We start from the raw sequence: 14,844 nt of genomic DNA, 5'->3' as shown, positions 1-14,844 counted from the left end.
GACAAGCACCCCCAGACCGTCAGCACAATCAAGCTTCGGGGTGCCCCACGCAACCAAGGCGCGCAATGTCGCCGCCAGGCGACGAGCCGCCCCCACCCACCACAAGAACTCAGCGAAAAGCCGGATAAAACGCCAAATCAGCATGCGGCCCCAACCGAGCAGCCAGCGCAGCAGCAACCCGCGTCGAATGCTCAGCAACCTCAGTCATCCGCGAATAACCCGCATGCCGAGCCAGCTCACGCCACCACGTAACCAGCGCCGCCTCCCGGCTGACCGGCGTGGCATGCCTGCTCAAGTCAAGATGCGGAAGCAGATCCCGCGTCACCTGCCAGACCTGCAACATCTCGCTGACAGTGAGCTGCCTGGCCAGCTCGACGTCATCCGCGAACGACGGCCACACGTCAACGATCTCAGCCCGCCAAGCAGCGATCATCGCCTCGCTCATCCCCGCAGGCAGCGCCATCGCACGCGGATCGGACACGAACGGCAACCGCAGGCAAGAAGCATCCACCAGCGCAGTGCGGACTCGCCCGCGCTCAAAGTCCAGAAACCGCACCCCGGACCCGGTGACCAGGTTGTTCTCCGGAGCGAGCTCGACCGGGCTGAACGCCCGGAAGGCAGCCGACCGAGCCTGGGCGACAGCTTCGCCGACCCGTTCGCGGACGGCCTCCGGAACCGGCACGTCGAGCAGCTCGGAGAGAAGCTCTTCAACGTCGTCAGCCAGCCCCGACAAACCGTCGTTGTCGGTTCGCACCGGCCCGCCCAGCCGCCGCAGCAAAGCATTGAAATCAGCCTCGCGACTGGCAGTGCTGGCGTGCAAACGCCCCAGCGACCGCGCCCACGACAACAGAGCCCGCTCAGCCGCACGAGAGTCCCGAGCAGCCAGCTTGTCCTGCAAAGTAGGCGCCCGGCCCAGGTCCTCGATCACCAGCACCCGATGCCCGCCGTCGTGAGCCAGCAGCTCAGGACACATCCGCTCGTCCGGAGCCAACGCGGTGAACAGCTGATAGCTCACGGCTTCCTGGGCGAACGGATCGACCCGACCGGGCTCCGGCGGATCGGGATAGTGCTTGACCACCAAAGTCCGCGGCAGCGCGAACGAGGACGACACGACCCTCGCCCGGACGACTGTCGCCGGACCGCTGCCGGAGAGATGCTCCGGCGAAACCAGCGTGATCGCGCTCCCGAACCGGCGCGTGAGCACCGCCTCGCCCGCCGCGACGGCCGCGGCGACGGCGAGTTCCCCGGCTTCCGCCCGGACTCCGGCGTCGCCGGCGGAGGAGGTGTCGACTGTCATTGTCACCGACCCTACTCGTGACTGAGCAACCATGACCACAACGTTCCGGGCGCCGGGACGCGCCCGGATTCACCCACGGGAAAGCGGACGCAGCAATGCCTCGGAACGTTGCTTGCGTCGGCGAACTATCAGCACAATGGCCGCAGCAAGAACGATTCCGAAGAGGTTGACCAGCAGCTGCAGCACCGAAAAACCGGCCCGGTCCCACCGCCCCGCGACGGCCGCGACCATCGCGTAACCGGCCGCCGGAACGGTCGTCACCGAAATGAACACGCCGACGAGCGCGGCCGATTTCGCCGACGTCATCGCGAGCATTCCGGCCGCCCCGGCGAGCAATGCCACCACGAACGAGGCGGGCCCGACCTGGTACACGAAATCGACCTGGTGGTTGTTGACGATCGCGTGCGGGTCGAAGAGCCCGGCCGTGCTGCCGAGCAGGACGCCGAGCAGCGTGATCGCCATGGAGAGCGGGAATCCGACCGCCAGCGCCACCCCGGCCCGGCGCACCAGGTCCCAGCGGCCCAGCACCACTCCGACCGCGATCGCGGCGAGCGGGCCGAACTCGGGCCCGACCACCATCGCGCCGACGATCGTCACCGACGAGTCGGTGAGCACGCCGACCGCGGCGAGCAGGCACGCGATGGCGAGGAACGCCTGGAACGTGGCGTTCCACCGCGATTCCTCGCCGGTGCGGCCGAGCAGCTCCTGCCACACGACCGCGTCCGCGCCCTCGCCGGGAGCGGCTTCCTCGGCCGCGTCGGCGGCATCGGAAAGCGCTGTGTCCAGCGATTCCATGGTGATGCCGCCGCTGCGGTCGAGACCGAGCGTGCACAGCGCGTCGACGATGTCGTCCGCCGCTTCGCGCGCGATGTCCGCCTCGATGAGGTCGCCCTCGGGCGAGACGGACGCCCCGCGGTGCACGATCAGGTGCGCCGCGCCCGGATGGGTGCGCAGCAGCTCCAGCGTCTCGTCAGTGCGCTCCGGCGGGCAGATCGCCCTGAGGTGCAGCACTAGCCCACCCCGCCCCGCCGGGCACCTTCGACGGACACGCTGTCCGCGGCCACTACTTCTCCTGTGCGGCAGCCGGTTTGCTCTGCGGGACAACCGGTTTCGCGTCGATCCCGGCTTCCTTGCGCTGCTGCGCGGTGATCGGCGCGGGCGCCGCGGTGAGCGGGTCGTAGCCGCCGCCGGTCTTCGGGAACGCGATCACGTCGCGCAGCGAGTCGGCCTTGGCCAGCAGCATCACGATGCGGTCCCAGCCGAACGCGATGCCGCCGTGCGGGGGCGCGCCGAACTGGAACGCCTCGAGCAGGAAGCCGAACTTCTCCTGCGCTTCCTCCTCGCCGAGGCCCATCAGCGCGAACACGCGCTTCTGGACGTCCTCGCGATGGATACGGATCGAGCCGCCGCCGATCTCGTTGCCGTTGCAGACGAGGTCGTAGGCGTAGGCGAGCGCGTTGCCCGGGTCCTGCTCGAACTTGTCGATCCACTCCGGGGTCGGCGAGGTGAACGCGTGGTGCACGGCGGTCCACTTGCCGGAGCCGACCGCGACGTCGTCGCCGATGTCCTCGACCGGCGCGAACAGCGGCGCGTCCACGACCCACACGAACGACCAGGCGTCCTCGTCGATCAGGCCGAGCTTGCGGCCGATCTCGTCGCGTGCGGCGCCGAGCAGCGGCTGGGCGGCGGAAACCTTGCCCGCGGCGAAGAAGATGCAGTCGCCGGGCTTCGCGCCGGCGGCCTCCGCGACGTTCGCGCGCTCGGTCTCGGACAGGTTCTTGGCGACCGGGCCGCCGAGCGTGCCGTCCTCGTTGACCAGGACGTACGCCAGGCCCTTCGCGCCGCGCTGCTTCGCCCACTCCTGCCAGGCGTCGAGCTGACGGCGCGGCTGCGAGGCCCCGCCCGCCATGACGACCGCGCCGACGTACGGAGCCTGGAACACGCGGAACGGCGTGTCGGCGAAGAAGTCGGTGAGTTCGGTGATCTCGAGGTCGAAGCGCAGGTCCGGCTTGTCGGAGCCGTACTTCGCCATCGACTCGCGGTAGGTGATCCGCGGGATCGGGGTGGCGATCTCGTGGCCGATCAGCTTCCAGAGCGACTTCACGATCGCTTCGCCGACCGCGATGACGTCGTCCTGCTCCACGAAGCTCATCTCGATGTCGAGCTGGGTGAACTCGGGCTGCCGGTCCGCGCGGAAGTCCTCGTCGCGGTAGCAGCGGGCGATCTGGAAGTAGCGTTCCATGCCGCCGACCATGAGCAGCTGCTTGAACAGCTGCGGCGACTGCGGGAGCGCGTACCAGGAGCCGGGCTTGAGCCGCGCGGGCACGAGGAAGTCGCGGGCGCCTTCCGGGGTGGAGCGGGTCATCGTCGGCGTCTCGATCTCGACGAAGTCCTGCCCGTGCAGCACCTCGCGCGCGATGCGGCTGACCTCGCTGCGCAGCCGGATGGCGGCCGCCGGACCGCTGCGGCGCAGGTCGAGGTAGCGGTACTTGAGCCGGACCTCCTCGCCGACGTCGACCCGGTCGTCGATCGGGAACGGCAGCGGAGCGGCCTCGGACAGCACGACGAGCTCGGTGGCGAGCACCTCGATGTCGCCGGTGGGGATGTCGGGGTTCGCGTTGCCCTCCGGCCGCTGCGACACCTCGCCGACGACCTTCACGCAGAATTCGGAGCGCAGCGCGTGCGCGCGCTCGGCCATCTCGCCCTCGCGGAACACGACCTGCGCGACGCCGCTGGCGTCCCGGAGATCGATGAAGATGACTCCGCCGTGATCGCGCCGCCGCGCCACCCAGCCGGTGAGGGTGACGGTCTGACCGGCCTGCCCGGCACGCAGAGTGCCGGCTTGATGAGTGCGGAGCACTGCGACTGCTCTCCCTAGGTCCACGAAGTTCGGGTGCGGCGGCGTGTCCGGGTGTTTCGCCGAGCACGCATTTCGCCGGATACAGAGGCTAACGAACCCGGTGTTGAGGGGCGCGGGCAGGTTTGGGTCGGGTGGTGGGGGCGGGTGTGGAGGGGCGGCGGGTTCTGGCGGTGGGCGGGCGTGGAGGGGTGAGTTGGGTTAGCGGGAGAGGCGGGGCTGGAGAGGTGCGCGGGGTTACGCGGTCTAGGTCAGGCCACGCGGCCGGGACGACAGCGAGTGCTCAGGTGGCAGCGCGGGACGCGCGGGGCGACAGATTCGCCTGGTGGAGCGGGCTCGATGGGTGGTTCGGGTTAGCGGCAAAGGCAGGCGGGAGCGGTCCACGGTGACGCGGGCTAGGTCAGGCCGCGTGGCCGGAGGCAGCAAGGGCCCAGATGGCAGAGCTGGCCACGCGCGGCGACAGATTCGGCTGGCGGGGCGGGCTCGATGAGGTGGCTCGGGCTAGCGGGAGGGGCAGGCAGGCGCTGCACGTGGAGACGCGGGATGGCCCGCTGGTCGCCGCGCGTTTCGCAGCGATCCGCGGGCGGGCGGCCCCCGGGCCCGCCCGCCCGCGCCGAAGCAGGGTTTGTCCGATCGGCCGCCTCGCCGCAGGGATCGCACGGCTGGCTCCGGGACGCCTGCGTCAATCGCACGGCGGCCTCCAGGACGCCCGCGTCAATCGCACGGCTGGCCACGGCACGCCCGCGTCACGGGATCGCCAGCCGCTCCCTGCGGCGGGGCCAGCTCTGCGCCGCCACCAGCAAGCCACACGCCCCCCGGCAAGTCACAAGAGCCGCAGTTGCTCCGCCTCCCCCGCTCGTTGTTCGGGCATCGTCGTCGCATCCGCGGCCCGGGCTTCCTCTGGCCGGTCCGGCTCAGCCCGGGTTTCCGAATGCGCCCGAGGCGCCCGAGGGTCCAGCCCGTGTCGTCGCAGCAGTGGGGCGACCACCGTGGCCAGGCGTTCTCGGTAGCCGCGGTCGGCGTAGCTTCCCCTGGCGTACAGGCGGCGGTATCGCGGGGCCAGCTCCGGGTACTCCCGCTTCAGCCACTCCGCGAACCACTCCCGCGCGCCTGGCCGGAGGTGCAGCGGCAGCACCGTCACCCTGGTCGCGCCGGCTTCGGCGAGTTGGGCGAAAAGCGGGTCGAGCGCCTCGGGCGAATCCGTCAGGTACGGCAGCACCGGTGCGACCATCACGGAGCACGGCAGCCCTGCCTCGGCGGCTTTGCGGATCAGGTCCAGGCGGGCGCGCGGGGTGGGGGTGCCGGGTTCCAGGCGGCGTTGCAGGTCGCCGTCCAGCAGGGCCAGTGACACTGCCAGGTGCACCGGGATGTCCTTGCTCACCGACTCCAGCAGCGGCAGGTCCCGGCTCAGCATGGTGCCCTTGGTGAGGATCGAAAGCGGCGTCCCGGAATCGGCGAGTGCGCGGATGATCCCGGGCATCAGCCGGTACCGGCCTTCGACGCGCTGGTACGGGTCCGTATTCGTGCCCATCGCGACCGGTTCTCGTTGCCAGCTCGGGCGTTTCAGTTGCGCGGACAGCACTTCCGGGGCGTTGACCTTCACCACGACCTGGGTGTCGAAATCCCGGCCGGCGTCGAAATCCAGGTAGGTGTGGGTGTTCCGGGCGAAGCAGTTGTGCGACACCATCCCGTCGGCGACGAAATCGCTGGTGCCCGTGGTGATGTCGAACAGCGGCAGCTCCAGCCCCAGCGGCGAGACGCTCGTGACCGTGCGCCGGACGCCGCCGATGACGGTGCCGTCCAGCGAGCGTTTCCATTGGACCGCCGGGTCGACCAGGTGCAGGAAACGCAGCACCTCGCCGGTGCCGCCGGTGAGCCGGGCTTGCCTGCGGCCGGGGTGCTGGCGGTGGCCGACGGTGTCGTAGCCGAACGAGAACCGGTCCAGCGCGGCGAACAGCATGTCCACCACTTCGTTCTCGTCGTGCGCGATGGAGAGCGTGCCGCGCCGGTAGCCGCCGGCCAGGTCGAACAGTCCGGCCAGGAATCCGCGCGCCCAGTGGGCGTCCGGCTCCCTCGGGATGCGCATGAAGCCCACTGACGAGCCGAAATCGGGCAGGTAGGCCAGCGCTCGCGAGGCGGCGTCCGATTCCGCGGCGAAACCGCCGGAGCGCAGCATTCCGCAGAGGTACCCCGCGCGGTAGCCGAGCGTGTCGTCCGGCGTGCGGGCGAACCGGCCGGCGCCGACCAGTTCCGTGCCGGGTTCCAGGTGCGGACGTTGTGCGGTGCCGAGTTTGCTGCCGGTGACGTACTTCCAGCCGCGCGCGCTGAGGAACCGGTGGTCCGGTCCGGCGACGATCCGCGTGCCGTCGTCGAGCGTGACGCGGTACGCCGGACGCACCGTGGTCCAGTGCGCGAGCACTTCGGTGGGCACGAGCCGGCGCGCGACGCCGTGCCCGCGCGTGCCCATGATCCGGTCGCCCACGCGCAGGTCGGCGATCGGCTTCGAGCGGCCGTCGGCCATCAGCACCGGCGTGTCGCCTTCGAGGCAGTACGTGCACGCGTGCGAACACCCGCGATACGGATTGACCGACCACCGGAACGGCACCGCGGACGACTCGGGCACCCGGTTCAGCACGGACCGGGCGCGCACCTCGTGAAAGGTGACGCCGCCGAACTCCGGCGCCCGCACCGAGCGCACCACATCCCCGAAGGCACCGAGACCGGGGAGTGCCGGCTCCTCCTTCCCCGCTCGCAACTGTTCCCAACGCACCCCAACAGTCGAACACATGTTCTAAAGCCGTGTCAAACATATGTTCGAACACCCCTCGAACGAGCGAGGCGGAAGCTCAGCCGGAGAACCGCTCCAAGGCGCGGATCTTGTTCGTCGCGTCGAGAGCCGCCACCTTGTACGCCTCGGACAGCGTCGGGTAGTTGAACACCGCGTCCACCAGGTAATCCACCGTCCCGCCGCAGCCCATCACCGCCTGTCCGATGTGCACGAGGTCCGTCGCGCCGGTGCCGAATACGTGCACTCCCAGCAACTTCCGGTCCGCCGTCGACACCAGCAGCTTCAACATCCCATAGCTGTCACCGGAAATCTGGCCGCGCGCCAGCTCCCGGTACCTCGCGATGCCGACCTCGTAGGGCACCGACGACGACGTCAGCTGAGCCTCGGTCGCACCCACATACGAGATCTCCGGGATCGTGTAAATCCCGATCGGCTGCAACGCGCCGATGTCGTTCGCCGGCTCGCCGAACGCGTGGTAGGCGGCGAGACGACCCTGGTCCATCGACGTCGCCGCGAGCGCCGGGAAGCCGATCACGTCGCCGACCGCGTACACGTGCTCGACCGAAGTCCGGTAGTGCTCGTCGACCTCCAGCCTGCCGCGTTTGTCCGCGCCGAGGCCCGCGTTCTCCAGCGTCAGCGCGCCGGTCATGCCCTGGCGGCCTGCCGAGTACATCACCGCGTCCGCCGGGATCCGCTTGCCGCTGACCAGCGTCGTCACGGTGGCGTCGTCGGAGACCGCGACGTTCGCGACCTTCTCGCCGAACCGGAACGTGACGCCGAGGTCGCGCAGCTGGAACTTCAGCGATTCCACGATCTCGGGATCGCAGAAGTCGAGCATCTGGTCGCGCTGCTCGACCACGGTCACCCGGGAACCGAGCGCGGCGAACATCGACGCGTACTCGATCCCGATCACCCCCGCGCCGACCACGACCAGCGAGGACGGGATCGTCTCCATCGCCAGGATCTCGTCCGAGTCGAGCACGCGCGCGGCGTCGAAGTCGACGTGGTCCGGCCGCGCGGGACGGGTGCCGGTCGCGATCACGACGTAATCGCCGGTGATCGTGCGCCGGTCGCCGCGGTGTTTGCCGTCGACCAGGACGGTGTGCGGATCGGCGAACGAGCCGATGCCGCCGATCAGGTCGACGTGGTTGCGCAGCAGCTGCGCGCGCACCACCTGCACCTCGCGCCCGATGACGTGCTGCGTGCGCGCCATCAGGTCCGCGATGGTGATGTCCTGTTTCACCCGGTAGCTCGCGCCGTACAGCTCGCGCTGGTTCATCCCGGTCAGGTACAGCACGGCTTCGCGCAGTGTCTTGGACGGAATGGTGCCCGTGTTGACGCACACGCCGCCGACCATGTCGTGCCGGTCGACGACGGCGACTTTCTTCCCCAGTTTCGCCGCCGCGATGGCGGCTTTCTGCCCTCCCGGGCCCGAGCCGATGACGATGAGGTCGTACTCGTATTCGCTCACGGCCCCGAGCCTGCGCACTCGCGGCGGTCCGCGCAAGTCCTCACGACCGGGTCGTCACCGGCTTGTCAGCACCAATTCAGCTGGTCAGGACCGCAAAGCGCCCCGGCGGCGGTGGAGATCGGCGACTGACCCGAGCGCCGCGTCGAGCTCCTCGCGCAGCAAAGCTGCTTGCTGCGCGGCCACGTCCTCCCCCAGCAACGCGGCGACTCGCCCCTCCTCCAGCAGCGCCAACGCCTCCCACGGCGACGACGCCAGCTGTCCGCTCAGAACACCCGCGTCAGGCGGTGACAGCTGCTCGGCCAGACCAGCCGTACCGGCGGCGATCAGCGCGGCGACGACCAGGTGCGGCTGGGCATCCGCACCCGCGAAGCGGAACTCCAGCCGTGGCGCGGACGACGACCCGCACAGCCGGATCGAGGACGTCCGGTCATCCGGCCCCCAGCGCAGTTCGCGCGGCGAGAACGGAGCGGTGCGCAGCCGGACGTAGCTGTTCCACGTCGGAGCCCACACCGCGGACAACGCCCGCGCGTCCCGCAGCACTCCGGCCAGAAAAGCGCCCAACGCGAACGGAAACCCGACCGGTCCGTCTGAAGTGGACAGTGACAGGTGGACGTGGCAGGAATTCCCCTGACCGGCCTCCGGCGCGGCCAGATAGTCGGCCCGCACACCATGTGCGGCGGCTACCCGCCGGGTCGCCATCTGCAGCAACAACGCATCATCGCAGGCCGCGAGCGCGTCACGATGGCGCAGGACGACCTCGTACTGACCCGGGTGACACTCCGCCCGCGCCGATTCCTCGCCGAGACCGGCCGTCGCGGAGCGCAGATCGGACAGCAGCGGCGCGAGGCGTTCGGTGCCGCCGACGGCGTAGTCCACGCCGTGCCCGGTAAGCGGATCTCCTTCCAGGTTCCGGAAAACCACCTCGTGCTCGATCCCGATCGACGGAACCAGCCCGTGTTCTTCCAACCGCGCCAGCTGCGTCCGCAACACCGTCCTAGGTGCGAGCCCCGCTGGTTCGCCGGACGGGAACGCCGCGTCTCCGACGACCGCCCAGGTCTGGTCGCCGAGCGGGAACGCCGTCGCCGCGTCGAGGTGCACGCGCAGGTCGCCGAACCCGCCGAGATACGGCTTCAGCGGGCCGGTCTCCGGCAGCGGCTCGCGCTCCGGCGTCCAAGCGAAGATGTAACTGCACACGCCGTATCCGCTGTCCAGCACCTCGGCGGCGAACGGCGCGGCCAGTTCGACCGCCGCGAACCGCGCGTGCGGATCAGGCACCAAAAGCATCAGCCGAGCGCCGTCCTCGGCCAGCACCCGACGCAGCACCTCCGCCGCCGCCGAACCCGCTTCCGCGCGTACGGCCAGCGATCGCGGCCCGGCCGGACGGTCGAACGGGCTCACCAGGCACCGTCCGGGTCGGGCGCGTGCAACGGGTTGGGCACGCGGCCCCAGCGGACGTCGAACTCGTCGTCGCGCTCGACCTTGTCGAAACCCTGTCCGGCGAGGTGCTCACGGTTGAGCGTGACGCGTTCGACGTCCGGCGCGAACAGCCGGCAAGCGTCGAATCGCTCAGCCACGTCAGGGTTTTCGTCGCGATAGCGGCCGACCACCTCGCGCACCAACGCCCAGAAGTCGCCGCGGGCCAGGTCGAGATCATCCAGCAGCAACTCCGCCCAAAACCGCAGCTGACCGGAGAAGACGGAGCTGAACAACGACTGGGCGAGCAGGTGCGCGGGCCAGCGCAGCATGTCGGCATCGGCGTCCGGCGGAAGGTCCGCGTAGCAGGGCAGTTCCTCGTCCATCAGGTCGACGCCCTGTGCGAAGTCCTTGATCGCGACGCGCAAGGGGCGCCCGTCCGCGTCCACCACCAACACCAGATTCTGGCCGTGCGGGCAAAATCCGACGCCGTACTGGAGCAGCCAATGCAACAACGGTGTGAGCAGCAGGTCCAACAGCCGCGACAACCACGCCTCCGCACCGTCACCGGACTGCGCGATCAGCCTGGTCAGCACGGTCTCGCCGGCTGCGTCGCGGTACGGCAGCGCGGCGAACGAAATCGCTTGCTCCCCGTCGGCGAGCCGGGCGACGAGGGGCTCGCGCCACAACGCACCGAGCGTCTCGTGGAACCGGTACGGCAGTTCCTCCAGCGAGCCGAACAGCGGATGCCGCACCGAAACGCTCGCGACCTCGCCGAGCAGCTCGAAGCGGTACTTCCCGGACAGCAGCGGGTCGGCCGCGTCGATCCCGCGCAGCCATTCGGTGACCGACGGCCCGGCGAGCGTCGCCGCCGAGTTCAGGCCGCGGTAGACGAGCGTATTGCGCACGGAGACAGCGGTTTTCACGTCACGGCGGCCGGGCCGTGACCGGTTGGCCAAGGTCCGTACGGTCTGATGCGGACGGTAGACGTCGCCGCTCTCCCCCAGCTCGGCCATCCGGCCGGTCGCCAGTTCGGCGGCGTAAAGCGTGCCGATGATTTCGTCCGCCTGCCAAGGATGCACCGGCACCCAGACGTAGTCGGCGAGAGCTCCGAGACGAGCCGTGCGGGCAGTGAACTCGGCGCGGGTCTGGTCGTCCAGTTCCTCCCGCAGCAGAGTTTCCGCGTCGAGCCCGGCCACGCTGCGGAACTGCGCGAGATCGCGATGCACGGCGTACCAGCGCAGCCGGATGTCGGCGCCGGACTCGGGCGCGTAACGCGCGCGGTCGCGGGCGGAAAACCCTACGCGGCCCTTGTTGAGCACCAGCCGAGGATGGCCGGTGAGATGGCCGTCGGCGAGGTTGTAGTCCATCGTGGACAGTGCGGCGGCGGTCGGTGCGCGGAGCAGCCGGGTCGCCTCGTTGGCGACTGTCGAGGTCAGCTCGGCCAGGACGTCAGCGAGCCGGAGGCCGGTGAGCCCGAGCCGTTCCCGCGCGTCGACGACCAGTGTGCGCGGGTCGTCCGCCGGAGTCTCCAAGCCGTTGGCGAGCCGGATTGCGCTGCCGGGCAACACTGTCCACGATTCGAACGCGCCTCGGCGTGCCTCGAAGCGGTACGAAACGTCGCCAGGCAGGTCGAGTCGCCAGCTGCGATGCCCCGCCCGCGTCGGCTCGCCGGGCGTCGGCACCAGCATCGCTTCGTAGGACAACTCGCCGAGCATCTTGTGCGTGACGAGCGAGCCCGCGGCCCGCCAAGCGGCGTCGTCGGTCAGGGTCACTGGTCCTCCGTCTGGTCGAGGCCGAACGTGGTGAACGCCGTCCGTTCGGGCAGGTCGTACACCGGTTTTCCGCATACCGCGTTGAGAATCGCCGCGGCCCGCCACGCGCCGAGCCCGAGATCCGGCGCGCCGGGGCCGTGCGTGTGGCGTTCCGCGTTCTGCACGAACAACGGCCCCGGCACGTCGAGCTCGACGCGATAGTCGGCACCGATCACGAGCCGCCCTTGGGCGTCGCGGCGGACCGCGTGGCCGAGACCTTCCAGCAGCGGCCCGGTCGGCGTCTCCGCGTAGCCGGTGGCAGCTACCACGGCGCACGTCCGATGCACCGCGGTTGTTCCTTGCTGGACATGCCGCAGCCCCAGCTCGATCCCGTCGCCGACGGTCGCGGACACCACCTCGACGCCCGGCGTCAGCACCGCACCTGGCCAGCCGCCGCCGATGCTCCGGCGGTACAGCTCGTCGTGAATCTCGGCCATCGTCTCGGCGTCAATCCCTTGGTAGAGCTGCCATTGCGTCGGAAGAAGCTGGTCGCGGACCGCTTCGGGAAGGCCGTGGAAGTACGCCGTGTAGTCCGGGGTGAACTGCTCCAAGCCGAGCTTCGAGTACTCCATCGGCGCGAAGGCATTAGTGCGCGCGAGCCAGCGCAGACCGTCCATAGTGGACCGCGAACGCAGCAGATCGAGAAACACCTCGGCTCCCGATTGCCCGGAACCGACGACCGTCACCGAATCCGCTGCGAGCAGCTCGGATCGGCGGGCGAGGTAGTCCGCGGAGTGCAGCGCGAGCACGTCGGACGCGGAAACCAAGGGCTGCAACGGTTCCGGCACGCTCGGCTGCGTGCCGACGCCGAGCACGACCGCCGCCGCCAGCACCGGTTCCGCGCCCTTGACGGTCAGCTCGAACGCCTCCTCGCTGTCGATCCAACGCAGCCCGGCGACCTCGTGCCCGAACCGGCACGACGCCAGCCGGGACGCCGCCCAGCGTCCGTAATCGTCGTACTCGGCGCGCGGCAGATGGAACCGCTCGGCGAAGTAGAACGGCAGCAACCGGCCGCGTTCGCGCAGGTAGTTGAGGAAGGAATGGCGGCTGGTCGGGTCGACGAGCGTCACCAGGTCGGCGAGGAACGGGACCTGCAGCGTCGCGCCGTCCAGGAGCAGCCCGGGGTGCCAGCGGAACTCAGGGCGCGCGTCGAACAGCACGACTTCCAACTGGTCGAGCGGATCCGCCAGCGCGGCCAGAGACAGGTTGAACGGCCCGATTCCGACCCCGGCGACGTCGTAGCGCCTCACGACGCGACCGGGCTTTCCCGCGTGACGCTCATGCGCAGGTCCGCGGCGACGGTGTCCACCGCGTCGAGCAGCGTCCGGTAGTCAGCGGGTTTGGTGTGCGGATGCAGGAGAGTGAGCTTGAGCCACAGCTGCGAAGCACCGTCCGGACCGGTCGGCAACGCGCCGCGGCCGATCACCGCGGTGCCGTCTTCCAGCAACGTGCGCCGTACCTGCGCGACCAGGTCGTCCCCAGCCGACCCCGGCAACTCGTCCGCCGCCACCGGCCGAAAGACCACTGTGGACAGTTCAGGTGCTCCCCAAGACCGCAGCGCAGGATGGTCCTCGACCATCGCGTGCACGCCGGAAGCGTTGGCACAGCAGCGTTCCACCAGCGCACCGATCCCGGACGTGCCGAGCGCGCGCAGCGTGACCGCCATCCGGAACGCGTCCGGACGCCGGGACGTGCGCAGCGAACGGCCGAGCAGATCAGGCAGTCCGGCTTCGGTGTCGTCGTCGGCGTTGAGGTACTCGGCACGGACGGTGAGCGCCTGCAGATCAGTCTCGGCGCGCGCTGCGAAGACGCCAGCAGCGACCGGTTGCCAGCCGAATTTGTGCAGGTCAAGTGCGACCGAGTCGGCCAGCTCCAGACCAGCGACACGGGAGCGGAGGCTTTCACTGCAGAGCGCGAGACCGCCGTACGCCGCGTCGACGTGCAGCCGCGCTCCGGTCCGGCGGCAGATCTCGGTAATCTCCGGCAACGGGTCGATCCGGCCGGTGTTCGTGGTGCCAGCGGTCGCGACGACTACGGCCTGCGCGCCAAGCGGCGCCAACGCCTCGGCCAGCGCGGACGGCACCATCCGGTCGTCCGCACACGGCACCACGACCGGCGCGGGGAGCCCAAGCAGCCATGCCGCGCGGGCGACGCTGTGATGCGAATTCGCCCCGCAAACCGGTCGCATGACACCGGATTCCCGGGCGAGCAGGAGGCCGAGGAGGTTGGATTCGGTGCCGCCGGAGGTGATGACCGCGTCTGGACGGGCGGCGTCTGGGTAGCAGAGCCGGGCGAGGCCGGTGGTGAACTCGCGCTCGATCTCGCTCGCGACCGGGGCCTGGTCCCAGGAGTCCATGGACGGGTTCAGCGCGGAGGCGACGACGTCAGCGGCGACGGAAACCGCCAGCGGCGGGCAATGCAGATGCGCGGCGCACGCCGGGTCGGCGGGATCGGCGGATCCGGCGGCGAGCAGGGCAGACAGCTCTTCCAGGGCTTGTTCGGCGCCCACTCCGTGCCGCGCGAGCCCGGAGGACTGGCCGCGGGCGAGCGCCGCCGCCACCGCGGCCGGGCCACCGGCCGGAACCGGACCGCCGCGTTCCGCCGTGCCCGCCGCCATCCCGCGCAATGCCGCGGGCAGCAACTGGGCCAGCCGGTCCGCGCCGCCGAAACCTCCGGCCAGCCACTCCGCCGAAGCCACGCCGGACCGGGAGGCCGCCGGCACTGAGGGCGCATCCGCCATGGAACCGCCTTTCTTAGGGTAACCTTGCCTTACCCTGCGCAACAATACGGATACCCACCGACAGCCCGCGACCGGGGCAGCCCATGCCCAGCATCCTGGGCAAACCGCATCCGACGCGTCGCCCATTCAGGAGGCGCCCCCTCCCCCAAACGCCGCAGCACCGGCGACCGCCCAGCCCGTCCCCGCACAAAAACGGCCGGCACCCCGCAAGGAGCACCGGCCGTTCTCGGAAACCTCAGCGCTTCAAAACCAGCCCCCACACCCGCTCGAAACCACCACCGCCCGTCGCCAGCACCGACGTCGTCACCCATTGTCCACATAGGACCAAACGCCGCCATGAATCACGAGCGGCCCAGCCAGTCCGCGATCACTCCCACCCGCACCCAACCAACTGGACCGAAACGCGGGATCGCGTCGGCGTGTCGAGGAGCAGCGTGCACGGCCCCCCGGGCCGGGCGCGCTGC

Annotated in this window: 9 protein-coding genes; all 9 read right to left on the bottom strand. The window is 70.1% G+C overall.

Annotated features, from left to right (window positions below; genetic code table 11):
- Positions 1-109: 109 nt before the first annotated feature.
- Complete coding sequence (locus ACFXI3_RS45540) at positions 110-1,297, bottom strand: phosphotransferase (RefSeq protein ID WP_378408345.1); 1,188 nt, start codon at positions 1,295-1,297, stop codon at positions 110-112.
- A 69-nt stretch (positions 1,298-1,366) separates the two neighbouring features.
- A complete protein-coding gene (locus ACFXI3_RS45535; RefSeq protein WP_378408344.1) occupies positions 1,367-2,308 on the bottom strand; it encodes a DUF389 domain-containing protein in 942 nt (313 codons plus the stop codon).
- A 52-nt stretch (positions 2,309-2,360) separates the two neighbouring features.
- Positions 2,361-4,157, bottom strand: coding sequence for an aspartate--tRNA ligase (aspS, locus tag ACFXI3_RS45530; RefSeq protein WP_378408343.1), 1,797 nt, complete (start codon positions 4,155-4,157; stop codon positions 2,361-2,363).
- Between the two features lie 820 nt (positions 4,158-4,977).
- Positions 4,978-6,924: an intein-containing Rv2578c family radical SAM protein gene (locus tag ACFXI3_RS45525; protein WP_378408342.1), complete on the bottom strand. Its 1,947-nt coding sequence runs from the start codon at positions 6,922-6,924 to the stop codon at positions 4,978-4,980.
- 76 nt (positions 6,925-7,000) lie between these two features.
- Complete coding sequence (gene sthA / locus ACFXI3_RS45520; RefSeq protein ID WP_344267408.1) at positions 7,001-8,413, bottom strand: Si-specific NAD(P)(+) transhydrogenase; 1,413 nt, start codon at positions 8,411-8,413, stop codon at positions 7,001-7,003.
- Positions 8,414-8,497: 84 nt separating this feature from the next.
- Entirely contained in the window at positions 8,498-9,811 is a 1,314-nt protein-coding gene (locus ACFXI3_RS45515) for a glutamine synthetase (protein ID WP_378408341.1), read from the bottom strand.
- Positions 9,808-11,601, bottom strand: coding sequence for an IucA/IucC family protein (locus ACFXI3_RS45510; protein ID WP_378408340.1), 1,794 nt, complete (start codon positions 11,599-11,601; stop codon positions 9,808-9,810). The genes ACFXI3_RS45515 and ACFXI3_RS45510 overlap by 4 nt, the downstream gene beginning before the upstream one ends.
- On the bottom strand, positions 11,598-12,890 hold the full coding sequence (locus ACFXI3_RS45505; protein WP_378408338.1) for a lysine N(6)-hydroxylase/L-ornithine N(5)-oxygenase family protein: 1,293 nt from the start codon (positions 12,888-12,890) through the stop codon (positions 11,598-11,600). Before ACFXI3_RS45505 ends, ACFXI3_RS45510 begins: the two co-directional genes overlap by 4 nt.
- Positions 12,887-14,380 (bottom strand): pyridoxal phosphate-dependent decarboxylase family protein, encoded by a 1,494-nt coding sequence (locus ACFXI3_RS45500; protein ID WP_378408336.1) that lies wholly within the window; start codon positions 14,378-14,380, stop codon positions 12,887-12,889. The genes ACFXI3_RS45505 and ACFXI3_RS45500 overlap by 4 nt, the downstream gene beginning before the upstream one ends.
- Positions 14,381-14,844 lie beyond the last annotated feature (464 nt).

Source organism: Amycolatopsis sp. NPDC059235 (genome assembly GCF_042754125.1).
Classification (GTDB): Bacteria; Actinomycetota; Actinomycetes; order Mycobacteriales; family Pseudonocardiaceae; genus Amycolatopsis; species Amycolatopsis albidoflava.
This window is presented reverse-complemented; position numbering and strand designations above follow the sequence as displayed.

What these genes read in the sequence shown, in the direction of transcription:
- ACFXI3_RS45540 (WP_378408345.1), bottom strand. Translation starts at nt 1,297, where the DNA reads ATGACAGTCGACACCTCCTCCGCCGGCGACGCCGGAGTCCGGGCGGAA.
- ACFXI3_RS45500 (WP_378408336.1), bottom strand. Translation starts at nt 14,380, where the DNA reads ATGGCGGATGCGCCCTCAGTGCCGGCGGCCTCCCGGTCCGGCGTGGCT.